The following is a 21,482-nucleotide window of genomic DNA, read 5'->3' on the forward strand; positions in this document are numbered from 1 at the left end:
TTCCTACGTAATTGTTTTGTGATACGTCTCAAGCGTATCCGGCAATCGTTATCATTGCGAGATACCAGACTCCTTCGGGTTATAGGGTCAAGCAATGAAGCGCACACGGTGGATGCCTAGGCAGCCAGAGGCGATGAAAGACGTGGAAGCCTGCGATAAGGCTCGGCGAGGTGGCAAACAACCTGTGACCCGGGCATTTCTGAATGGGGAAACCCACCGATCACAAGATCGGTATCCTGTCCTGAATCTATAGGGCCAGGAGGCGAACCAGGGGAACTGAAACATCTAAGTACCCTGAGGAAAAGAAATCAACCGAGATTCCCCCAGTAGCGGCGAGCGAACGGGGACCAGCCCTTAAGCATGTGACTGATTAGGCGAATGCGTTGGGAAGCGCGGCCGTAGCGGGTGATAGCCCCGTAGTCGAAAATCTGATCATGTGAAATCGAGTAGGTCGGGGCACGAGAAACCTTGACTGAAGACGGGGGGACCATCCTCCAAGGCTAAATACTCCTGGCTGACCGATAGTGAACCAGTACCGTGAGGGAAAGGCGAAAAGAACCCCGGAGAGGGGAGTGAAATAGATCCTGAAACCGTGTGCGTACAAGCAGTAGGAGCCCCATCACTAAGCTTCTTCGTGATGTGGAACACCATCAGCCCCCGCTTGACGGTTAACGTTGCTTGCAACGTTCAACCCACCCAAACAAGCAGAGGTGGCTTAGTGATGGGGTGACTGCGTACCTTTTGTATAATGGGTCAGCGACTTATATTCAGTGGCGAGGTTAACCGTATAGGGGAGCCGTAGGGAAACCGAGTCTTAACTGGGCGACACAGTCGCTGGATATAGACCCGAAACCGAGCGATCTATCCATGAGCAGGGTGAAGATTGAGTAACATCAATTGGAGGCCCGAACCAGGATCTGTTGAAAAAGATTTGGATGACTTGTGGATCGGAGTGAAAGGCTAATCAAGCTCGGAGATAGCTGGTTCTCCTCGAAAGCTATTTAGGTAGCGCCTCACGTATCACCGCCGGGGGTAGAGCACTGTTTCGGCTAGGGGGTCATCCCGACTTACCAACCCGAGGCAAACTCCGAATACCGGTGAGTGCGAGCGTGGGAGACACACAGCGGGTGCTAACGTCCGTTGTGAAAAGGGAAACAACCCAGACCGTCAGCTAAGGTCCCGAAATCCTGGTTAAGTGGGAAACGATGTGGGAAGGCTCAGACAGCTAGGAGGTTGGCTTAGAAGCAGCCATCCTTTAAAGAAAGCGTAATAGCTCACTAGTCGAGTCGGCCTGCGCGGAAGATGTAACGGGGCTAAACCAGGTACCGAAGCTACGGGTGCGTTCTTAGGAATGCGCGGTAGAGGAGCGTCGTGTACGCCGATGAAGGTGGATTGAGAAGTCTGCTGGAGGTATCACGAGTGCGAATGCTGACATGAGTAACGATAAAGGGAGTGAAAAACTCCCTCGCCGGAAGACCAAGGGTTTCTGTTCGACGCTAATCGGAGCAGAGTGAGTCGGCCCCTAAGGCGAGGCCGAAAGGCGTAGTCGATGGGAAACGGGTCAATATTCCCGTACCGGACATGGTTGCGATGGGGGGACGAAGAAGGCTAGATGAGCCAGGCGTTGGTAGTCCTGGTGAAAGTCCGTAGGCTGAGGGTTTAGGTAAATCCGGACCCTTAAGGCCGAGAGACGAGACGAAGACACTAAGGTGTTGAAGTCATCGATGCCACGCTTCCAGGAAAAGCCTCTAAGCTTCAGATCATGTGCGACCGTACCCCAAACCGACACAGGTGGTCAGGGTGAGAATCCCAAGGCGCTTGAGAGAACTCGGGTGAAGGAACTAGGCAAAATGGTGCCGTAACTTCGGGAGAAGGCACGCCGGCGTATTGTGAGAGCCCTCGCGGCTTAAGCGAGAACCGGTCGAAGATACCAGGTGGCTGCAACTGTTTATTAAAAACACAGCACTCTGCTAACGCGCAAGCGGACGTATAGGGTGTGACGCCTGCCCGGTGCCGGAAGGTTAAATGATGGTGTTAGGATTCGTCCGAAGCTCTTGATTGAAGCCCCGGTAAACGGCGGCCGTAACTATAACGGTCCTAAGGTAGCGAAATTCCTTGTCGGGTAAGTTCCGACCTGCACGAATGGCGTAATGATGGCCACGCTGTCTCCACCCGAGACTCAGTGAAATTGAAATCGCCGTGAAGATGCGGTGTACCCGCGGCTAGACGGAAAGACCCCGTGAACCTTTACTATAGCTTCACACTGGACGCTGATGTTGCCTGTGTAGGATAGCTGGGAGGCTTTGAACTTTGGACGCCAGTTCGAAGGGAGCCAACCTTGAAATACCAGCCTGGCATCATTGGCGTTCTCACTCAGGTCCGTTATCCGGATCGAGGACAGTGTGTGGTGGGTAGTTTGACTGGGGCGGTCTCCTCCCAAAGCGTAACGGAGGAGCACGAAGGTACCCTCAGCACGGTCGGACATCGTGCAATGAGTGCAAGAGCATAAGGGTGCTTGACTGCGAGACAGACACGTCGAGCAGGTGCGAAAGCAGGTTCTAGTGATCCGGTGGTTCTGTATGGAAGGGCCATCGCTCAACGGATAAAAGGTACTCCGGGGATAACAGGCTGATACCGCCCAAGAGTTCACATCGACGGCGGTGTTTGGCACCTCGATGTCGGCTCATCACATCCTGGGGCTGAAGTCGGTCCCAAGGGTATGGCTGTTCGCCATTTAAAGTGGTACGCGAGCTGGGTTTAGAACGTCGTGAGACAGTTCGGTCCCTATCTGCCGTGGGCGTTGGATGTTTGAGAAGGGCTGCTCCTAGTACGAGAGGACCGGAGTGGACGCACCTCTGGTGTTCCGGTTGTCACGCCAGTGGCATTGCCGGGTAGCTATGTGCGGACGGGATAACCGCTGAAAGCATCTAAGCGGGAAGCCCCCTTCAAGATGAGACATCCCTGAGGCCACGAGCCTCCTGAAGGGCCCAGCGAGACCAGCTGGTTGATAGGCACGGTGTGGAAGCGCTGCAAGGTGTTGAGCTAACGTGTACTAATGGCCCGTGAGGCTTGACCCTATAACACCCAAGGGGTCTGGTCGTGATGATAACGAGAGAACCGGATACGCGCACTGAGCCGACTGTTGACGACACAGGGCTTGGTAAGAGAGACGCCACAAAACACCGTACAGCATGATAGACATTTAAAGTTACGCCTGACGACCATAGCAAGCGTGAACCACCTGATCCCATGCCGAACTCAGCAGTGAAACCGCTTCGCGCCGATGGTAGTGTGGGGTCTCCCCATGCGAGAGTAGGTCATCGTCAGGCACTTATTTAGCGAAGCCCCGGCCGTTTGGTCGGGGCTTTGTGTTTAGGGGTCTCCCCATGAAGAGTATCGGAGCGCCGACCGGGTAACCGTCAGGTACTTATTTAGAAAAGCCCCGAGCACAGTGTGTTCGGGGCTTTTTGTTGCGCGGAAGAAAAACAGGGTCTCTCCCCATGGAGCGTCGCGGAGTGCCGGCCGACGGAAGGCCGCTCTGGTCGTCAGGTGCCTATATCACCGCAGAAACCCAGGCCAATAGGCTGGGGTTTTTACGTTATAAGTGATTTGTTACTGGCGGTGTGTATGTATGGCATCTAATATTAAGCAGCAATTGATTTTTTTATTACTGTGATAAAAGGAGCTTGATTATGTATAAAGGACTGAAAACGATTGGAGTTGCTATCTTGTTAGCTTTTCTGGCAGTTGGGTTAGCCGCCTGTGAAGATGAGCAAGGGCCAGCAGAAGAGGCTGGTGAAAATGTTGATGAGAGTATGGACGATGCCGGTGAAGAAATGGAAGAAACCGGAGAAGAGATGGAAGAAGCTGCTGAGGAAGAGTAAGCCTCTTATCTAACCTTATAAATACTGAAAGCCCTACTGCGTATACAGTAGGGCTTTTACGTTGTTAAACGCTAAAAATTAACGCCAGTCGACCCGATCAAAAATGCGGATGGCTTCTGGGTTGTTTTCTCCCAAGGCGTTAATATTCACGTCGTCTTTCTTAAAGTTGCCCCATGACTCAAGGACGGGATCACGCTTAACGCTATCCACGACGGGGAACTCATTGTTACCCGAGGCGAAAATCTCCTGGGCGGTATCGGATGCTAAAAACTCAAGGAATTGAACAGCATTTTCTTGGTTTGGAGCACCATCAACGACACCGGCACCACCAACGTTGACATGGGTGCCTCTTTCATCCTGATTGGGGAAGATAATGCCAACTTTGCGGGCAGCTTCGCGATCCGACTCATCATCTGATTTAAGCAGGCGAACATAATAATAATGATTAGCTACCGCGAGATCGCATTCCCCGCTGGCAACGCCCAGGATCTGGTCGGTATCACCGCCTTCTGGATCGCGTGCCATATTATCGACAATGCCCTGAGCCCACTCTTCGGCTCCTTCTTCGCCGTGATGCTCGATCATCGAAGCGAGCAGCGACTGGTTGTAGATATTGTTGGAGGAGCGAATGCATACGCTGTAATCAAGATCGTCGCTGGCCAGGTCTTCGTAACTGCTGATCTCGCTGGGGTCGACATTTTCACGATTGTAATAGATCGCCCGTGCACGCTGGCTAAAGCCGAACCAACGACCTTCGGGGTGGCGCATTGATTCGGGCAGGCGTTCATCAAGCACGTCTGACTCAATGCCTTGGAAAATACCATCCTGCTCTGCACGCCAGAGCCTGCCAGCATCGACCGTCAGCATAATATCGGCGGGGCTTGCAGCACCTTCGCGCTGGATGCGCTCGATCAACTGATCGGAATCGCCTTCCAAGATATTGACTTCAATACCGGTTTCTTCAGTAAATGCATCATACAGGCGCTCATCGGAATCGTAGTGACGAGCAGAGTAGACATTGAGCTCATCAGCTAACGCATGGCTAGCAAAAGCAGAGCTTGCGATAGCAACCGCGATAGGCGCGGTAAGGCGTGCAGTCTTCATGGGTGATCTTCCTGTTGTATGAATGATAATAAGTTGCATTATTAACGTGATGATTGAAGCGTTTCGTGCCGTTAACGTCAAGCCTATTAGCGTTGAAGCGTGCATATAGGACAAATAAAAAATAGAATGTTAATTACTTTCAAACGTATTCAGTGGTTCGCATTTCGTACAGGCGGCCCTCCAATAGAATGGTGGCGCAATGACGGCAACGATGACAGCTAAGCAAAAGGCGCTTAATGAGACCGCGCTTACGATGCATCAGGTTCAGCACGCTTTTGACCATCATATCGTTGTGGAAGGTGTGGATTTGACGGTAGCACCTGGAGAAGTGGTGTGCCTACTGGGCCCCTCAGGCTGCGGTAAAACCACATTGCTGCGTATCGCAGCGGGTTTAGAAACATTACAAGAGGGTAGCGTCAGCCTGCAAGATGAACAAATTGCAGCCCCAGGGTTGCGCCACGTACCGCCAGAGAAGCGTAACGTTGGGTTAGCGTTTCAAGACTCTGCGCTATTTCCCCATTTATCCGTGTTGGAAAACGTCACCTTTGGGCTCAAGCACCTATCCGCCAGCGATAGGCGAGAGCGTGCCGAGGAACTGCTATCGCAGTTAGGAATGGCGGACTATGCATCGAGCTACCCCCATATGCTCTCAGGCGGGCAACAGCAGCGTGTGGCGCTTGCTCGGGCTTTAGCCCCGGAACCACGTCTGATGCTTTTAGATGAGCCATTTTCAAGCCTTGATGCTCGACTACGAGACCGTATACGCGATGATACATTGCACGTCTTAAAAAAGGTCGGGGCCGCGACCTTGCTTGTTACCCACGACCCTGAAGAAGCGATGTTCATGGCTGATCGAATTGCGCTTATGCGCGATGGGCGTATTGTCCAGACAGGCACTCCGAGAGAGTTATATTGCTCACCCAACGACCCTTTTGTGGTGACGTTTTTTGGTGAGGTCAATGAGATTGAGGGAGTAGTGGAAGATGGGCACGTTGCAACGCCTGTTGGTTGGGTACCGGCTGAGGGGTTTGCCAACGGCACTGGCGTTAGGGTGATGATTCGCCCTGAAGCCTTGCGTGTCATTGAGCGTGACTTACCCACTAATATTCATACGCATAGTCATATTGTGATGGCCAAGTTGCTAGGTCGCAGCAGCTTGCTGCATTTATGCGCACATGCAGAGAATGGCCAGGAAGCTCACCTGCACGCACGGGTGCCGGGGGTCTTCCTTCCAGCCGAAGGGCAACCTATCGATATTCATTTGGATTTGTCGCAGGTATTTGTGTTTCCCCGTTCAGCCGAGGATAGCTTGCCACACTAAAATAGTGTTTAGGTGTTACGGCGACGCCCCTGGGCGTGAGCGCCGCATAGCCATACTAAGCAGTATCACCGGCAGGATGCCGACCACAACGATGGCCAGTGATGAGGTGGAGGCCTCAGCTAGGCGCTCATCAGACGCTAGATTATGCGCTCTCACCGCTAACGTATCGAAATTGAACGGTCGCAGAATGACGGTGGCGGGAAGCTCTTTCATGACATCGACAAACACCAAAATGCCTGCTGCGAGTAAGCTGCTGCGCATTATAGGGGTATGTACATAACGCAGCGTGCCGCCGGCGGTTTGGCCCAGGGTGCGAGACGCGGCATCCATGCTCGGGGTGACTTTGCCGAGACTGGCTTCAACGGCATTAAAAGAAACCGCAAGGAAGCGCACTAGGTAAGCGTAGAGTAAAATAAATGCTGAGCCGCTAAAGATTAGGCCGACGATCTGACCGTTATAAGCCTGCAAGCCTGTATTGATGACGTTATCCAACCACGCAAATGGAATTAAAATGCCTACCGCGACCACCGAGCCGGGAATCGCATAGCCCATTGCAGCAATACGGGTGGTAAATCGCGCGAGCGGGGTATCGTGTACCCGAACGCCATAGCTGAGTAGCACCGCTATGCCGACTGCTATCAAGGCTGCTATAGCCGACAAACTGAGGCTATTCCACGCAAAACCAATAAAGCGTGGCCCCCATAGCGTATCCCCTTCAGTAAGCGCTAAGTTAAGCAGGATGCCACTAGGCAGCAGAAATCCAATGGTGATTGGTATGGCACAAGCTACGGTAGCGGCTATCGCCCGCCATCCGTGAAGCGCGTATTCGGGCAATTGCTGGTACCGGTTGGTGGTGTGGAAGTAGCGCCGTTTGCCGCGTGACCAGCGTTCCAGTAACACCAAAACAATGACGAAGCTGAGTAAGCACGCAGCCAGCTGGGCAGCTGCCACGGGCTCGCCCATACCAAACCATGTGCGGTAGATACCGGTAGTGAAGGTATCTACCCCGAAAAACTGTACCGCACCAAACTCATTGAGTGTCTCCATAAGTACCAGCGATACGCCGCCTACCAATGCCGGGCGTGCTAACGGTACTGCAATGCTGAAAAATAGCCGCCACGGGCCGCGCCCTAAGGTGCGGCCGACATCGAGCACACATACCGATTGTTCTAAAAAGGAAGCGCGGGCTAATAGATAAACATATGGATACAGAACGACAGTGATAAGCGTAGCGGCGCCGCCTAACGAACGGACATTGGGAAAATAGTAATCGCCGTGTTGCCAGCCAAATATTTCGCGCAAAAAGCTCTGAAACGGGCCTGCAAACTGAAGAAAATCGGTATAAGCGTAAGCGATTACATAAGTGGGGACCGCTAAGGGGAGTAGCAATGCCCATTCAAATAATCGCTTGCCTGGGAAACGGCACATAACAACGAGCCAAGCGGTACCCGTGCCGATAATCAGGGTTCCGATACCCACCACCAGAACAAGCCAAAAGGTGTTGTTCAAATATCGCGTTAAGACAGTGCTGGCGAGATGCTGCCAGACGCCATCGGTAGGCAGCGCGATATGAGTGAACACGACAATGACGGGTAGCGCGACCACGAGTGCGACACCGGTTAACACCATGGTCCAGAGGTTCCAGTTTTGCTGAGGCCTGCGCCGCTTTGCGGCTAACTCACCAGGAGTAGAGCGGGACAAGAGAAGGCTCCTTGCAAAAGCAAACGGACATCGCAGCGATATGCGGCGCACACGGCGTGGAATAGTACCATTGGCAGCCGCAAGCTGCAGCCGCTTAGGAAGCACCGGAGGGCACAAAAAAGCCCGGTAAAGTACCGGGCTGAACTTAGCTTAGCGACGTCTGGTTAGTAGCCGACCATTAAGCTTGGCAGGCCGGTAATCAACCAGGGGAATATGGCCATTAGCACACAGGCCAGTAAGATCAGGGCAACGAATGGTACCACTGCTTTGTAAAGGTCAAGCGTCTCAACGCCGGGCGGAGCCACGCCTTTTAAATAGAACAGCGCGTAACCGAACGGTGGTGTCAAAAATGAGGTCTGTAACACCACAGCTACCATGACCACAAACCACAGCATGTCGACTCCCATGGTTTCCACGATCGGAAGCATGATCGGAAAGCTCAGCAGCACGATGCCGGTCCAGTCCAGAAACATGCCCAGGATAAACACCAGGAAAAGCATCAGAATTAACGCGCCAATGGTGCCTCCAGGCATTGCTAGCACCAACTCGCTGATAACATCCATGCCACCGCCGCGTGAGAAGACACCGGTGAAAGCGGTAGCGCCCACCAGCACCAGCATTACCATGGTAGTGGTTTTGCTTGCTTCAATAAGGGTGTTGAAACACGTTTTAAGCTGGCGATCACCAAAAATCATAAACAGCATGAAGGCGATAAAAACACCAATTGCCGAGGCTTCGGTGGCTGTGGCAATGCCGGTGAAGAGTGCACCAAGTACCCCTAGGATCAGCGACATGGGTGGCAGTACATATTTCGCTAGCATGATGAGCAGCTCGCGAGTGCTAACACCTGCCCGTTCCTCAGCGGGTACAACAGGCCCATATGATGGCTTTAGATGACAAATAATCAGCACGTAGAGCGCATACATGGCCCCCAGCATTAACCCGGGCACCAGGGCGCCAGCAAACAACGCGCCCACGGAAACCGGCGAATAGCTTGCCATCAAGATCAGCATAATGCTGGGCGGAATCAATATGCCCAAACAACCACTCGCCATGATAACGCCGGTACTTAATCCTTTGTGGTAGCCATATTTGAGCATGGGGACCAGGGCAATCATGCCCATCACCGCAATGGAAGCGCCCACGATGCCTGTCGTCGCAGCAAGCAGCACCGAAACCACTACGACTGTCAGTGCTAACCCACCACGTAGGTTGGCGAGCAACAGGCGCATGGCGTCAAACATTTTTTCGGTAACGCCTGAGTCGTTCAAAAAGCGTGCCATGAGGATAAAGAGTGGGATGGCGACAAGAACGTAATTATCCATGGCGTTGCCATAAACGTTATTGATCAACGTCCCCATAACTTGTGTGCCTGGACCTAAAAATGCGCCAACTACTGCGACACCACCCAGTACAAATGCCAATGGGTGGCCCATGAAAAGGCCAATCATCAAGCCACCAAACATTACTAACGTCAGCATTTCGGGGCTGATGTTCATGTCGTGGCCTCCTCGCGTAATTGGATAATGGCGCGTAGCACAATCGCGATCGCTTGAAGTAAAATTAGCACTGCTGCGACCAAGATAACTCCCTTAACGGGATACACTGGAATTGACACCATGCCGTAAGTGGTTTCACCGCGACTGAAAGAGCGTATGAAGAAGCTCCAGCCCTGATTGATAAACATCCAGATGAAGGGCACGAAAAACAGCGCGTAACCCACAAGTGTCAAGACCGCCTGTTTGCGGTTGGATAACAGCCTTTTCAGCACATCGACTTCAACATGCACATGGTGGCGCAATCCATAAGCAGCCATCAGCATGAAATGGGCACCAAACAACATTTTGGTGACATCGAAAGCCCAGTCGCTGGGGCGCCCGAGAAAAAAGCGCATCGCCACGTCGTACAGCACGATCAGCGTTATCAGCGCAATTAACGGTGCCACGATACGTCCAAACAGCTCATTAAACGTATCGATGGCTTTAGCAATCGCATACATGGAGGTTCTCCAAGTTCCGCACTTAAGATCGCCTCAGCGCACTGCGCTGAGGCGATCTTTTAACCAGGGTTTAGAGGCAGGCTTCGATTTCTTCGAGGTCGGGAAGGTTGCTGATAGAGCGACTCATGTTGAAGGGCACCGTGAGATCACGCCAAGTGGCGTAGTGCTCCATGTAGCTCACCATTGAATGGTAGATCTTGGCGTGCATGGGGTCTTCGCAAGCGCCTTCGACAATCACCCGGTTGGTGATGTTTTGAATTTCTTCAAGGTCTTCGGCGGGCAGCGGGTGGATTTCCATGCCGTCTTCGATGAATTTTTCGGTAGCTTCGGTGGACTCACGCTCAGACCAGGCAAGTGACCAGGCCATGGTGGCTTCTGCGGCGATTTTTAGCGCTTCTTGGGTATCTTCCGACAGCTCATCCCAGGCGTCTTTGTTGATCATTACACCGAAAACACTGGCAGACTGGTGCCAGCCTGGCACTGACCAATGCTCAGCAACTTCGCCAAACCCAGCCTTATAGTCGACCCCCGGCGTTGAGAATTCGCCAGCGTCAATCACGCCGCGCTCCAGCGCTTGGTATACTTCACCACCCGCGAGGGTGACTTGTGAACCGCCGAGTTCTTCAAGCACCCGACCCTGGTCGCGGCCAGACAAGCGCAGCCGTTTGCCGTCGAGGTCGGCAATGCTTTCAATAGGCGTGCCACCCATGAAGCCTGATTCGTTATTGGTAATGCCGTAAGGCAAATACACCATGTTGTAGTCGCCATAGACTTCTTGATAAAGGTCCCAGCCGCCCCACTGCAGGATCCAGTTCATGTAGTCCACGCCGTTAAACAAGCTTGACGTAGTGGCTAGGGGTGAGAATGCCGGGCTGCGGCCTGCCCAGTAGCCGGGCCAATCGCCAGCGGCTTCAATGCTGCCGGTTTCTGTGGCATCAAATACTTCGGTACCAGGCATCAGTGTGCCGCCTGAGCGGAAGTTGATTTCAAGCTCATCACCGACCAGGCGATTAACCAGATCAACCCAGTGCTCATCAATTTTGATCAAATCCAGGTTGTCAGGCCACGTGGATGTCATGGTCCATTCTTGTTGGGCGTGAGCGGTCGAGGAGATTGCCGCCAGTGCAACACCGGCCGCTAGGCTTGTAATGGCAAACTTGGCAGTTTTTTTCATGTTGTAGGTCCTGTTGGTTGCCGTTTTGATTTATTTAGAGTTTTTGGATGCAGTTAGTGCAGTTGGCATGCGTTACGTTTACGTAAAGGGGTATGTTGCCCTGCATGGTTAAATTAGCACACTCAGGCCATTGCAATGCAATATCAGTGATTGGCTAAATCGAGGGTCAAAAAATGCTTGTTGAAACATTATTTTTCTCATAAAAAACATTTTGTTAGCGTTTTTTATAGCGCCGGTGGCGAAGGCTTCTAAGTGTGAAAAACGTTGAAAGGGGCGCTTAAGTGCAACCAAAGTTGTAAGCTGTTTGCCTATTGAGGAGACTTTATGCCGCCTTTATTTAATGACACTGAAGTGGTGTCACGATCAATCGCGCTGCTGGTTCGGCATGCAGAGCGATTAGCGAGGCGGCGCTGGCGTCAGCTTGTCTGGCTACAGGGCGATACAGAGCGTTGCCAAGCGCTTGCTGTCGCACTGTGGCAGGCGCAATCTTGGTGCTCGCCCTTGTGGGTGGCCGAAGGTGCCCCTGTCACTCCTGCGCTCAAAGCTGGTCGGTCCACTACCCGGTTAGGCTCTGAGCATCAGCTTGTGGTTGTTGATGCTCACTCTGCCGCTGGTGGCTTCAATCCTGATGCGCTGGGTGCAATAGGGGGAACGTTGGCAGCAGGCGGGCTATTGGTGCTGATAACACCCCAAGGCTGGGGGCAGCAGCCTGATCCTGACTACGCTCGTATTGCTGATTACCCCTGGCAGTGGTCAGCGCTTTCGTCTCATTACCTAGCACGCCTTGCCAATCAACTGGCCACATCGGCGGATATTATTCACTGGGCCCCCGATACCTTCCCAAGGCTTGGTCGGCTTCGCGCCGCTCCGCAAGCCTTTGAAACTCCTTTAGATACAGAGTGCATTACCAGGGATCAAGCGGCCGCCGTTAGCGCCTTGGTGAGTCTTAAACGTCGTCGGCCTTTGGTGATGACAGCCGATCGGGGGCGAGGTAAAAGCGCAGCGTTGGGCATAGCCTGTGCCCGATTATTGCAGACGAAAACATCGCGGGTGGTTGTCACCGCGCCGGGCCTAGCCGCAGTGGACAGCATGTTTGCGCGAGTAGCGGCCCTGTGTCCAGACGGGCAACGTATCGCCACTGATCGATTTGTTCTCGCCAACGGAGCAGAGCTTCTGTTCATGAAGCCCGATGCGCTTAGCGAGCAGGTAAAAGCCGGCATCTTAGGCGGCGATGGCAGCTATTTAATGGTCGATGAAGCCGCTGCGCTTCCGCCGGCGTTATTGACGCAGTGGTTGGCGGCCTTTCCAAGAATTGCCTTTGCGACCACCGTGCACGGCTACGAAGGTTCGGGGCGGGGGTTCGCATTGCGCTTTCGTCACGTGCTGGATGCTCAGACGCCGGATTGGAAGGCGATAACGCTTAACACGCCGGTACGTTGGCAGGCAGAGGACCCCCTAGAAGCAACGCTTAATCAACTATTGTTGTTGAAAGCCCCGTTGCCAGCAGCAAGTACAGTGTTACCGGCATTGCCTTCATCGCAGGAAGTGAGCAGGGAGATGCTGGCCCAGCACGAGGGAGAGCTTGCTCAACTGTTTGGTCTTTTAGTGCAGTCTCATTATCGCACTACCCCAAGCGACTTACGCCAGTTGCTGGATGGCCCCGACATGGGATTGCGCGTTGTTGGTCAACGCTCTCAACCACAGGCGGTGCTGGTGACCCGGGAAGAGGGCGGTTTTGCGCCAGCGCTTGCCGAACAGGTTGCGCGCGGTGAGCGTCGGCCCCAAGGGCATTTGATGGCGCAGTCGCTGGCGGCGCATTCAGGCTGCCGTGAGGCATTGACGGCACGCTGGCGGCGTGTAGCGCGGATTGCCTGCCACCCAAGCCATCGTCGTCAAGGATTAGGACGAGCGCTACTGCGCGATGATCAACGCCAAGCCGCCCATCAGGGCATTATGCTGTATGGCGCGACCTTTGGTGCCGATGCCGGGCTGGTACGTTTTTGGCGCGCCCTAGGGTTCGTCACAGTACGTCTAGGGGTGACACGTGAAGCGTCAAGCGGCGAGTTTGCGGTCATGGTGGCATGCGCCTTGAATCAGGAGGGAGAGAAGGTGCTGAATACTCTGCGCGAGCGGTTTGCCGCCTTGCTGCCTAGCTTACTCGCCTTTGAGCTGTCGCGTTTACCCGCAGCGGTTGTGAGCTTGGTGATTAACGAACTGCCTGAAAAGCCGTTAACCGAGGTCGAGTGGCAGGATATTGATGATGTGGCGACAGCATACCGGGCGCCGGCACTGGCTCGGGCGTCCTTGCAGGCTTTGGCGCGCGAAGCGAGTCGCTGGCCGCTAACGGATGCGGGTCAACTAGCACACCAGCAACTCGCCACCTGGGCCTTCCAGAATCAACCGCTAGCCGATGCGCCGGGCGACTCCGTACGAGCTCTGCGGGAGGTTGTAAAAACGTTAAGGGCCCAACGGCCGCTTTCCCCCACCGCCGTGGACCGTTAAAGTAAATGGGTTATCCATGATAAAGAGTTCCCATGAACGAACATCTTGACTCGCTTAGCCCTGTGCTTGTGTGGCGGCACTTTCGTACGCTGTGTAATACTCCCCGTCCATCCGGGCATGAGGCGCACCTTGTCGCCGTGCTGGAGAAATGGGCCGAGTCGCAGGGCATTGCCCATGATCGTGACGCCTTTGGTAATTTACGCCTGTGTAAGGCGGCTACTCCAGGGTATGGTCATATCCCAGGGCTTATTTTGCAGGGCCATCTGGATATGGTGGCCCAAGCCAATGCCGGGCACGCGCATGACTTTCAACGGGATCCGATTGCGACCTATGTCGCCGATGGCTGGCTGCATGCCCAGGGCACAACGCTCGGGGCTGATAATGGCTTGGGGGTAGCCGCGATTTTAGCGCTGCTTGAAGACCCTGAACTCACACATGGTCCCCTGGAAGCTTTATTTACGCTTGAGGAAGAAAGTTCAATGGGCGGTGCGCTGCACTTGGCCGATGATTGGCTCGAAGGAAAGCAACTGCTGAATCTGGACAGCGAGGATCATGGCGAGGTGTTTATTGGCTGTGCGGGTGGGGCCGATGTGGTCGTGAATGCACAGTTGCCCACCGCCGAACTGAGGACTGACGAGTGTGTGCTAAAACTGTCGCTAACGGGGTTGAAGGGCGGCCATTCAGGCATGGATATTCATCAGCCGCTGGGTAATGCTAATCGGCTGTTGGTGCGCGTACTGCGGGCGCTGGAGCAAGTCGATGCCAGGCTGCTCAATTATCAGGGCGGTACATTACGCAACGCGATACCCCGGGAAGCCTTTGCCGACATCGCGCTGCCCGCTGACGAGCAGCAGGAGGCAGTGGGGATTGTCAGTCAACTAGCGCAAACCTTGCAGCGTGAGTTGGGCAGTGGCGATGCAGGTCTGCAGCTCGTCGCTGAGCCGGTTAGCCCTGCAAACGCCGAGCCGCTTACGTTGGACGCCAGCACCATGCTGGTCGCGGCGTTGCATGCCGCTCCGTGCGGTGTCGAGCGGATGAGCGCCGACGTGCCCGGTGTGGTCGAGACGTCTAATAATCTTGGGGTCGTAAGCCTTGAAGCGGGGCGTTTTCATCTCTGTGCGCTGGTGCGTTCGCTACACGACAGCGCCGTGGCGGCTATGGCAGACCGCTTTAAAGCACTGTTTGGACTGATTGGCGCGCGGGTCAACGTTGAAAATGCCTATCCCGGCTGGGCGCCCAATCCGGATGGCGCGCTGCTCAAGCGCTTTAAAGTCTGCCACCAGGCGCTCTTGGGGCAAGCCCCCGCGGTGAAAGTCATCCATGCAGGGCTTGAGTGCGGTATTCTAGGCAGTAAGTACCCGCATCTCGATATGATTTCGTTTGGTCCGACGATTCGCGGCGCGCACTCCCCGGACGAGCGGGTTGAGTTGGCAACAGTGGATGAGTTTTGGTGCTTGTTGCGTGCGCTGGTGGAAGATCTAGCGAATAAACCCTAACTCAAAACGGCACCCTCTGGGTGCCGTTGGCGTATTGATGCAGTGATTTCCCACACTTGGTTACTGGAACAGGCTTATTTGCTGAGATAAGCGTTGAGCATCCAGACGGTTTTTTCCTGCTCGCGAATGTAGTCACTTGCTTGCGATGCGGTGCCCTCGTCGTCGGCGTCTGACGCGATGGATAGCAGTTCGCGCTGGAGTTCGATCAGCGCTTGATAGCCGCGTAATACGCCGTTGACGCAGGCAGTGCCGTCGTGAACATCCTTATCTTCCTGGATACGAGAGAGCTTCACGTAGTCGCTGTAGGCATGAACCGGATTATGGCCCAGGGTGAGGATACGCTCGGCAACTTCATCAACCTTGGTGAGTAGGTCGGTGTAAAACTCCTCGAATTTGGCATGCAGTTCGAAAAAATCGTTACCCCTTACATTCCAGTGATAACCGCGAACGTTCATGTAAAAAATTTGATAGTTGGCTAGCAGGTGGTTGAGTTTTTCTGCCAACTGGCTGGCACTGCCTTCGTGAAGGCCGATGCTGTTAGTATCGGACATATCCTGCCTCCTTAATGGGCGTCGCTAAGCGGCGACTAATGTTAGTCATTAGGGTAAGGGGTGACGGTATCGCTGCAAAGCAAGCTTTTTGCATGGCAGCCATAGCGCCAGCCCATTACCCATCAACCGATACTTATTCAATGCTGGCGAGGCCGCTGCTTTTCAAGGGTAGGACGCCTGCCATAGTCGAATCAGGCTTTCACAGCGTGCTTCAAGCAGCTCTGCTGTGCGCGGCAACGCCTCGGTTAACGTCATGGGGCCGTCGACAAGCGCAAAAGCGGCGGTGACGCCTTCCTGCAAGCAGGCTTCCCAGCCATCGCCCAGACTGCCCGCTAATACAATCACCGGTGTTTGTTGCTGCGCGGCCGCCCGCGCAACGCCGATAGGGGTTTTGCCAGCGAGGCTTTGGCCGTCCAGGCGACCCTCACCGGTAATCACCAAGTCCGCCCGGTCGAGCAAGGTGGCAAAGCCGGCTTGCTGCATCAGCATCTCAATGCCTGGCCTTAATCTGGCGTTAAGAAACGCCCGCGCGGCAAAGCCCATGCCGCCCGCAGCGCCCGCGCCGGGAAGCTCGCGGTGATCATCACCTAACACCTGGGCGGTTATGTCGGCAAAGTGACTCAGCGCTTGATCAAGCTGTTTCACTTGGGCGGGCGTCGCGCCCTTTTGCGGGCCAAAAACAGCGCTTGCCCCACGATCGCCTAATAGCGGGTTATCGACATCCACCGCGGCTTCAACGTCCAACTGTCGGAGCCTTGAATCCAGCCCCTCTAACGATAGTGACGCCAAGTCGGCGAGTGCCGCTCCGCCGGGCGACAGCGGTTGTCCATGGGTGTCGAGCAAGCGAGCGCCAAGCGCTTGAAGCATGCCAGCGCCACCATCGTTGGTGGCGCTGCCACCTAACAGCAGCAGTGCTTTTTCTGCGCCTTGATCGAGTGCCGCAAGGAACAGTTGGCCTACGCCATAAGTAGAGGTATAACGGGCATCGCGTTCGTTATCGGCAAGCGGTTGCAAGCCGCTGGCTTCTGCCAGTTCAATAAACGCGGTACGCTGGTCAGCAAGCCAGCCCCACGAAGCTAAGCGTGGGCGCCCCAGGGCATCCTGTACCGTTTGTTGGCGGCGTTCTGCACCCGTCGCTGCGATCAGTGCGTCAAGGCTGCCCTCTCCACCATCTGCCAGCGGGCAGATGAGCGGCTGAAGGTGAGGGGCGGCCCGTGCTGCGCCTCGGGCCATAGCGAGTGCTGCGTTTTCGGCGCTCAGTGCATCTTTAAAGCTATCGGGACAAAATAGGATATGCATGGGCACCCTCTTCGTCGAACATGGTCTATAGGTTGAGCTTAGCGCGCAGTGCTTTGGCAAACCAGCATCATCCTTCAATCCAAGGAGCGGTCATGAAGTTAACTCCTATTAGTTTCATATGCATGCTCGCCCTTGGCGGATGCCAGGCCATTCCGTCATCGCTGCCCAGTGCCGAGCCACCGCCGGCTGAGTCGTGCTACTTCCCAATCGAAGATCCTTCAACCTTAACTGCCAGTGTCGATGTGCTGACGGAGTGGGGCTTCAGCTTGGACGCGAGCGATACTCAGTTAGGCCTATTGAGCGCCAGCCGTGAGAAAGAGTTGTATGGCTACTCTGAACTTTACGCCTCGCCGCATTATCGTTCGCGCTCTTCAATGAGTGTGTTTGGTGGTGTGGGCGGTGGCGGTGGAACGCGGCTCGGGGTCGGCTTGAGTGGTGGCTTTGGCCAATCTCCTACCGAGATAGAGCGGGTATCGTTGCTATGGGATCGCGAGCATATGCGGGTGTCGCGCGATATCCGCCGGTTTGATCAATACGGCAGTTTACGCGAGGGGCGTAGCGCGAGTACTGAGGCGTTCTGCCAGCGTTTACAGCATGCCCTCGACGCGCATGCGGCCACAGGAGAGCGTTCACCATGAGATGGATTCACTGGATCGCGCTGGGTGCGCTAATAATGCTTAGCGGTTGCGCGGTGACGCCGACCCCGGAGCCACGCGAGCTGGTCTATCAGGCCCCTCCTGAAAAAACCTTTCGCGCGGCGGTTGGCCTAATGTTGGAGCAAGGCTATGTCGTGCGTCATGCTGATTTATCGCTAAGGCGCGCCGAAGGCGTATTGGCACGCTGGCCGGGCTACCGGCTAGTGCTCGACGTGAGTGAGGTGGGCAGTGAAAGCTACGTAAGCGTCTCGGCATGGCGCGGCGGGCAGCCGTTGCCGCCGAACCGATTAGACCCCTGGTTAGTGGCCCTTCAAGGTCGGCTGGGGTTGGCGCCGTGAGGTTCGTTTACCATTGGTTGACTCCTAAGTGGGCCAGCATCTTCGGTGCGTTGAGCTTGCTGGCAAGCGCGAGCGTCATGGCTCACCCCCATGGCTGGATTGATATCAGCGTTCGTATCCTTACCGATGATGAGGGCCGGGTAACCGGCCTGCACCAAACCTGGCAGATGGATCCTTTTTACAGTCTAGTTGTATTTGACGAGCTGCAGCGTGTCGAAGGAGCAACGCTGGACGAGGGACTCGACCAGTTGGGCGGTGAAATACGTAATAATCTCGCAAGCCAGGGGTACTTTACCGAAGTGCGAGTGGAAGGAGAGCGTCTGCCGCTGGGAGAGGTGAGGGAATACACCGCTATGCAACGCGATGACCGTCTGACGTTTATTTTTATCCTGCCGTTTTCATCCACGCCAGCGTTAAGTGGTAGCACTCTAACGTATCAAGTATATGACCCGACGTATTACCTTGAGGTGGTGCATGAAGCAGAAGGCGACGAGCCTAGCGACGATGCCCTTGTGCTACGTAAGATGCCGCAGTGTGAGCTAAGCGTGCTGCCCGCAGACCCCGACCCTGAAAGGGTCATGGCGGCGTCACGTTTGGACGCGGATGAGAGCGGCGAGCCTGGTTTAGGGCGTTATTTCGCCGAAACAGGTCGAGTGGTTTGCCCATGACATCTCGGCGTATACCGTGGGGTCTGGCGGGCCTCATAATGCTTGCGGTCGCCGTACTCGGCTACGTGGTGTGGCAGGGTGGCCTAACGTCGATAAGCTATACCCTGCTTGGCTGGCAGCGTGAGCTACACCGCGAGCTTACCCTGACACTCACAGCACTGTCTGAACAGTCGGCGATAGCAACTTGGACGGCACTGCTCGGCGTGAGCTTTGGTTACGGCGTGTTTCATGCGGCGGGTCCTGGGCATGGTAAAGCGGTGCTGGCGACGTTTTTGATGTCTCACGGCGGTGCCGTAGGGCGTGCACTGGGTCTCTCGTTTGCCGCGGCGCTGCTTCAAGGGGTAACCGCCATCGCGTTAGTCGCCATACTGGTTTACGGCCTTGGCTGGGTGACACGTCAAGCGATGGGCAGCGTCGTGTGGGTGGAATACGCCAGCTTTTTGCTTGTGGCTGCACTGGGGGCATGGTTGTGCTGGCGAGCCATCGGCCAATTGCGGCGAGCTTATGCTGTGAACGACCACGACCACGACCACGACCACGACCACGACCACGACCACGACCACGACCACGACCACGCATGCTGCGGTGGGCACCATATAAGCCCTCAGCAGTCGCTGGATTGGCGCACGGCGCTGATGACCGTCGGTGCCATCGGCATGCGGCCATGCAGTGGGGCCGTGCTTATGCTCGGCGCGGCGGGCTTATTAGGTAAGTTTGCCGTGGGCGTGGCCGCCGTCGCGGCGATGTCGCTGGGCACAGGACTAACGGTATCGATGCTTGCACTGGCCAGCGTCGTTGCACGAGGGTGGGCGCAGCGGCGTTTAGCACGGCAGGGTGCGACGCAGCGGCGTGCTCAGCGGGCGGCCGGCTGGGCCGCGCTCGCCGGCGGGTTGATTATTGTTGTGCTAGGTATATCGCTGTGGGCAGCGGGAGCCGCTCAACCCTTGGGCGACCCCATGTTGGGCGAACCGCCCGCTCAGTCAGGCAATCCTCTTACGGGCGATTAGTGGACTAGCTAAGCGCTTCCAGCAGTTCTAAAAGATGCGCTTGCACAGCTCTCTGATGGCTGGGTGAATAAGGCTCTGCAGCGCCATTGCCCCACACGGGGGCGGGCCAAACATCGTCATCTTGACGGCGAACGACCACGTGCACATGTAGCTGGCTCACTACATTACCCAGGGTGGCGATATTGAGTTTGTCCCCGTTAAAGGCGGTTTTCATCGCCTCGCCTAACTGGCTTGCTTCCTTCCAAAGTTGTTGCTGCTCGTCAGCAGTAAGCTCAAATATCTCGCTTAGTGCTTCACGGCGCGGGACTAAAATCACCCAAGGATAGCGCGCGTCGAGCATCAATAGCGCCCGGCAAAGCGGCAAGTCTGCCAGCAACTGTGTATCGTTAGCCAAGCGTTCGTCGAGTACAAACGTCGTCATTGCAGCGTCCTTTGTTGTGGGTGCCTAGCGTTCGGCTCAAAGTAGGCACTATCTTAAAAAGCCTGTTACGCTAAAAGTGCTATTCGCTCAAACATGCTGAGTGGCAGCATCTCGATAGTGAATGTATATGTTAAGGAGAACACGGATGAAAAAACTACTGGCAATGAGCTTTATTCTTTTGATGTCGGCTGGCGCGCTGGCAGGTTGTAATACCATCGGTGGTGCAGGTCAGGATGTAGAAGAGGGCGGTGAAGCCGTCCAAGACGCCGCAAGCTAAGCAAAGCGGCACTTAGCGGGCCGACCATTAGCGTCGGCCCGCTGCGTTATAATTACTTTTTCATCGGTTTTAGGGGAGTTTCAAGGATGATGTGGCGTCTTTTCTATCGGCTTATTGCTGTTGCAGTTTTGCCATTATTTGTGGTGGCGTGCGCGCAAACACCAGGCGCTGGTGGCGAAGCCCCGAGCGCACCCCCGCCGCCGGAGGTTGATGATACTCAGGCCGCAGATGATGGCGGTAATTCCTGCCGTTTGGATGATATTCAGTCTGCGGTGGGCTCGCCTCTCAGCGAGACCTCAAGAGAAGCGCTTAAGCGTCAAAGTGGTGCTGAAAAAGTTCGCGTATTGCGCCCAGGTGATGCCGCCACACTCGACCACCGGCCAGAACGGCTCAATATCCATCTAAATGATAACGATGCGATCGAGGAGGTTAGCTGCGGCTAGCCGAGAATAAGCACCACACAGGCTGCCGTGAGAAGCCCCATCGTGATATTAAACGCGCGCCAAGCGCCATCGCTTTTAATCCATTGGCCTATTGCGGTGCCAAAGGCGGCCCATAGGGCTATACAAGGCAGTGCCACCATTTCGGCAAAGCTCGCCAGCACCAGCGCGTTAATCACCGGTTGACCGCTTTCAGGTAAAAAGCCGGCCATTAGCGCCAGCCCCATCACCCACGCTTTGGGGTTGGCGAACTGAAACATGGCCGCTTGCCAGAATGTTAATGGTTTGCCCTGTGCTGTGCCGTGAAGATCCGGCGGCGGGGCGCTGGCAATTTTCCATGCCAAGTAGAGCAGATAGGCGCTGCCGATCCAACGTAGGGCTGTTTGAACTGCCGGGTAGCGCTCAAACAGCACGCCCAAGCCTAAAGCTATGCCCGCAAACAGCAAAAAGCAGCCGCCTAAAATCCCCCACATATGCGGCATGGTGCGCTTGAAGCCAAAGTTAGCACCCGAGGCGGTGAGCATAACGTTATTCGGCCCAGGGGTAAGCGTCATCGACATCATATAGAGCGCAGCCGGACCGAGGATTACCCATTCGCTGTTCATTTATTGTATCCATACAATTAAGGGTGAAAGATTGCGTTT

19 protein-coding genes and 2 rRNA genes are annotated in these 21,482 nt (G+C 55.1%); 12 read left to right on the plus strand and 9 right to left on the minus strand.

The features are described 5' to 3' along the window. Positions 1-85: 85 nt before the first annotated feature. The 3 genes from CPH17_RS16175 to CPH17_RS16185 all read left to right on the plus strand — a co-directional run bounded on the left by CPH17_RS16175 (position 86) and on the right by CPH17_RS16185 (position 3,884). Positions 86-3,077 (plus strand): 23S ribosomal RNA (locus tag CPH17_RS16175). 136 nt (positions 3,078-3,213) lie between these two features. After that, a 5S ribosomal RNA gene (rrf, locus tag CPH17_RS16180) occupies positions 3,214-3,329 on the plus strand. A 363-nt stretch (positions 3,330-3,692) separates the two neighbouring features. Then, positions 3,693-3,884 carry a hypothetical protein gene (locus CPH17_RS16185; protein ID WP_074395265.1) on the plus strand — a complete coding sequence of 64 codons (192 nt, stop codon included), beginning with the start codon at positions 3,693-3,695 and terminating at the stop codon, positions 3,882-3,884. Between the two features lie 78 nt (positions 3,885-3,962). Here CPH17_RS16185 and CPH17_RS16190 read toward each other — a convergent pair whose 3' ends face one another. Further along, positions 3,963-4,988 (minus strand): Fe(3+) ABC transporter substrate-binding protein, encoded by a 1,026-nt coding sequence (locus CPH17_RS16190; RefSeq protein ID WP_074395266.1) that lies wholly within the window; start codon positions 4,986-4,988, stop codon positions 3,963-3,965. Positions 4,989-5,187: 199 nt separating this feature from the next. Here CPH17_RS16190 and CPH17_RS16195 point away from each other — a divergent pair, with 199 nt between their 5' ends. After that, entirely contained in the window at positions 5,188-6,309 is a 1,122-nt protein-coding gene (locus CPH17_RS16195) for an ABC transporter ATP-binding protein (RefSeq protein WP_074395267.1), read from the plus strand. Positions 6,310-6,324: 15 nt separating this feature from the next. Here CPH17_RS16195 and CPH17_RS16200 read toward each other — a convergent pair whose 3' ends face one another. The 4 genes from CPH17_RS16200 to dctP all read right to left on the minus strand — a co-directional run bounded on the left by CPH17_RS16200 (position 6,325) and on the right by dctP (position 11,183). Beyond that, positions 6,325-7,938 carry an ABC transporter permease gene (locus CPH17_RS16200; RefSeq protein WP_082934190.1) on the minus strand — a complete coding sequence of 538 codons (1,614 nt, stop codon included), beginning with the start codon at positions 7,936-7,938 and terminating at the stop codon, positions 6,325-6,327. A gap of 236 nt (positions 7,939-8,174) precedes the next feature. Next, positions 8,175-9,509 (minus strand): TRAP transporter large permease, encoded by a 1,335-nt coding sequence (locus CPH17_RS16205; protein ID WP_074395269.1) that lies wholly within the window; start codon positions 9,507-9,509, stop codon positions 8,175-8,177. Beyond that, positions 9,506-10,009 (minus strand): TRAP transporter small permease subunit, encoded by a 504-nt coding sequence (locus tag CPH17_RS16210; protein ID WP_074395270.1) that lies wholly within the window; start codon positions 10,007-10,009, stop codon positions 9,506-9,508. Before CPH17_RS16210 ends, CPH17_RS16205 begins: the two co-directional genes overlap by 4 nt. Positions 10,010-10,079: 70 nt before the next feature. Then, complete coding sequence (gene dctP / locus CPH17_RS16215) at positions 10,080-11,183, minus strand: TRAP transporter substrate-binding protein DctP (RefSeq protein WP_074395271.1); 1,104 nt, start codon at positions 11,181-11,183, stop codon at positions 10,080-10,082. A 324-nt stretch (positions 11,184-11,507) separates the two neighbouring features. On the opposite strand from dctP, the gene CPH17_RS16220 reads away from it, so the two are divergent. Beyond that, on the plus strand, positions 11,508-13,685 hold the full coding sequence (locus CPH17_RS16220; protein WP_074395272.1) for a tRNA(Met) cytidine acetyltransferase TmcA: 2,178 nt from the start codon (positions 11,508-11,510) through the stop codon (positions 13,683-13,685). A gap of 32 nt (positions 13,686-13,717) precedes the next feature. After that, positions 13,718-15,181: an aminoacyl-histidine dipeptidase gene (locus CPH17_RS16225; protein ID WP_074395273.1), complete on the plus strand. Its 1,464-nt coding sequence runs from the start codon at positions 13,718-13,720 to the stop codon at positions 15,179-15,181. 74 nt (positions 15,182-15,255) lie between these two features. On the opposite strand, the gene CPH17_RS16230 is transcribed toward CPH17_RS16225, so the two are convergent. Both CPH17_RS16230 and CPH17_RS16235 read right to left on the minus strand, forming a co-directional pair. Beyond that, on the minus strand, positions 15,256-15,732 hold the full coding sequence (locus CPH17_RS16230) for a Dps family protein (protein ID WP_074395274.1): 477 nt from the start codon (positions 15,730-15,732) through the stop codon (positions 15,256-15,258). 162 nt (positions 15,733-15,894) lie between these two features. After that, positions 15,895-17,031 carry a glycerate kinase gene (locus tag CPH17_RS16235; protein WP_074395275.1) on the minus strand — a complete coding sequence of 379 codons (1,137 nt, stop codon included), beginning with the start codon at positions 17,029-17,031 and terminating at the stop codon, positions 15,895-15,897. 92 nt (positions 17,032-17,123) lie between these two features. Here CPH17_RS16235 and CPH17_RS16240 point away from each other — a divergent pair, with 92 nt between their 5' ends. From CPH17_RS16240 to CPH17_RS16255, 4 genes are all read left to right on the plus strand, one after another. After that, positions 17,124-17,669 carry a hypothetical protein gene (locus CPH17_RS16240; RefSeq protein WP_074395276.1) on the plus strand — a complete coding sequence of 182 codons (546 nt, stop codon included), beginning with the start codon at positions 17,124-17,126 and terminating at the stop codon, positions 17,667-17,669. Then, entirely contained in the window at positions 17,666-18,025 is a 360-nt protein-coding gene (locus tag CPH17_RS16245; protein WP_074395277.1) for a hypothetical protein, read from the plus strand. Before CPH17_RS16240 ends, CPH17_RS16245 begins: the two co-directional genes overlap by 4 nt. Before the next feature lie 77 nt (positions 18,026-18,102). Further along, positions 18,103-18,693, plus strand: coding sequence for a DUF1007 family protein (locus CPH17_RS16250; RefSeq protein WP_231896502.1), 591 nt, complete (start codon positions 18,103-18,105; stop codon positions 18,691-18,693). Between the two features lie 38 nt (positions 18,694-18,731). Then, the gene (locus CPH17_RS16255; protein ID WP_231898043.1) at positions 18,732-19,700 is read left to right on the plus strand and encodes a nickel/cobalt transporter; all 969 of its coding nucleotides are present in this window, start codon (positions 18,732-18,734) and stop codon (positions 19,698-19,700) included. A gap of 4 nt (positions 19,701-19,704) precedes the next feature. Here the strand turns inward: CPH17_RS16255 and CPH17_RS16260 are convergent, their stop codons facing one another. Next, positions 19,705-20,121, minus strand: coding sequence for an HIT family protein (locus CPH17_RS16260; RefSeq protein ID WP_074395279.1), 417 nt, complete (start codon positions 20,119-20,121; stop codon positions 19,705-19,707). A 145-nt stretch (positions 20,122-20,266) separates the two neighbouring features. Here CPH17_RS16260 and CPH17_RS16265 point away from each other — a divergent pair, with 145 nt between their 5' ends. Then, positions 20,267-20,398, plus strand: coding sequence for an entericidin A/B family lipoprotein (locus tag CPH17_RS16265; protein WP_074395280.1), 132 nt, complete (start codon positions 20,267-20,269; stop codon positions 20,396-20,398). An 86-nt stretch (positions 20,399-20,484) separates the two neighbouring features. Next, positions 20,485-20,841 carry an I78 family peptidase inhibitor gene (locus tag CPH17_RS16270; RefSeq protein WP_074395281.1) on the plus strand — a complete coding sequence of 119 codons (357 nt, stop codon included), beginning with the start codon at positions 20,485-20,487 and terminating at the stop codon, positions 20,839-20,841. On the opposite strand, the gene CPH17_RS16275 is transcribed toward CPH17_RS16270, so the two are convergent. Next, on the minus strand, positions 20,838-21,443 hold the full coding sequence (locus CPH17_RS16275; protein WP_074395282.1) for a LysE family translocator: 606 nt from the start codon (positions 21,441-21,443) through the stop codon (positions 20,838-20,840). The two genes, CPH17_RS16270 and CPH17_RS16275, sit on opposite strands and share 4 nt — an antisense overlap. Between the last annotated feature and the right edge of the window lie 39 nt (positions 21,444-21,482).

It is taken from the genome of Halomonas sp. hl-4 (assembly GCF_900215475.1).
Classification (GTDB): Bacteria; Pseudomonadota; Gammaproteobacteria; order Pseudomonadales; family Halomonadaceae; genus Vreelandella.

What these genes read in the sequence shown, in the direction of transcription:
- CPH17_RS16185 (WP_074395265.1), top strand. Translation starts at nt 3,693, where the DNA reads ATGTATAAAGGACTGAAAACGATTGGAGTTGCTATCTTGTTAGCTTTT.
- CPH17_RS16190 (WP_074395266.1), bottom strand. Translation starts at nt 4,988, where the DNA reads ATGAAGACTGCACGCCTTACCGCGCCTATCGCGGTTGCTATCGCAAGC.
- CPH17_RS16195 (WP_074395267.1), top strand. Translation starts at nt 5,188, where the DNA reads ATGACGGCAACGATGACAGCTAAGCAAAAGGCGCTTAATGAGACCGCG.
- CPH17_RS16200 (WP_082934190.1), bottom strand. Translation starts at nt 7,938, where the DNA reads ATGGTGTTAACCGGTGTCGCACTCGTGGTCGCGCTACCCGTCATTGTC.
- CPH17_RS16205 (WP_074395269.1), bottom strand. Translation starts at nt 9,509, where the DNA reads ATGAACATCAGCCCCGAAATGCTGACGTTAGTAATGTTTGGTGGCTTG.
- CPH17_RS16210 (WP_074395270.1), bottom strand. Translation starts at nt 10,009, where the DNA reads ATGTATGCGATTGCTAAAGCCATCGATACGTTTAATGAGCTGTTTGGA.
- dctP (WP_074395271.1), bottom strand. Translation starts at nt 11,183, where the DNA reads ATGAAAAAAACTGCCAAGTTTGCCATTACAAGCCTAGCGGCCGGTGTT.
- CPH17_RS16220 (WP_074395272.1), top strand. Translation starts at nt 11,508, where the DNA reads ATGCCGCCTTTATTTAATGACACTGAAGTGGTGTCACGATCAATCGCG.
- CPH17_RS16225 (WP_074395273.1), top strand. Translation starts at nt 13,718, where the DNA reads ATGAACGAACATCTTGACTCGCTTAGCCCTGTGCTTGTGTGGCGGCAC.
- CPH17_RS16230 (WP_074395274.1), bottom strand. Translation starts at nt 15,732, where the DNA reads ATGTCCGATACTAACAGCATCGGCCTTCACGAAGGCAGTGCCAGCCAG.
- CPH17_RS16235 (WP_074395275.1), bottom strand. Translation starts at nt 17,031, where the DNA reads ATGCATATCCTATTTTGTCCCGATAGCTTTAAAGATGCACTGAGCGCC.
- CPH17_RS16240 (WP_074395276.1), top strand. Translation starts at nt 17,124, where the DNA reads ATGAAGTTAACTCCTATTAGTTTCATATGCATGCTCGCCCTTGGCGGA.
- CPH17_RS16245 (WP_074395277.1), top strand. Translation starts at nt 17,666, where the DNA reads ATGAGATGGATTCACTGGATCGCGCTGGGTGCGCTAATAATGCTTAGC.
- CPH17_RS16250 (WP_231896502.1), top strand. Translation starts at nt 18,103, where the DNA reads ATGGCTCACCCCCATGGCTGGATTGATATCAGCGTTCGTATCCTTACC.
- CPH17_RS16255 (WP_231898043.1), top strand. Translation starts at nt 18,732, where the DNA reads ATGCTTGCGGTCGCCGTACTCGGCTACGTGGTGTGGCAGGGTGGCCTA.
- CPH17_RS16260 (WP_074395279.1), bottom strand. Translation starts at nt 20,121, where the DNA reads ATGACGACGTTTGTACTCGACGAACGCTTGGCTAACGATACACAGTTG.
- CPH17_RS16265 (WP_074395280.1), top strand. Translation starts at nt 20,267, where the DNA reads ATGAAAAAACTACTGGCAATGAGCTTTATTCTTTTGATGTCGGCTGGC.
- CPH17_RS16270 (WP_074395281.1), top strand. Translation starts at nt 20,485, where the DNA reads ATGATGTGGCGTCTTTTCTATCGGCTTATTGCTGTTGCAGTTTTGCCA.
- CPH17_RS16275 (WP_074395282.1), bottom strand. Translation starts at nt 21,443, where the DNA reads ATGAACAGCGAATGGGTAATCCTCGGTCCGGCTGCGCTCTATATGATG.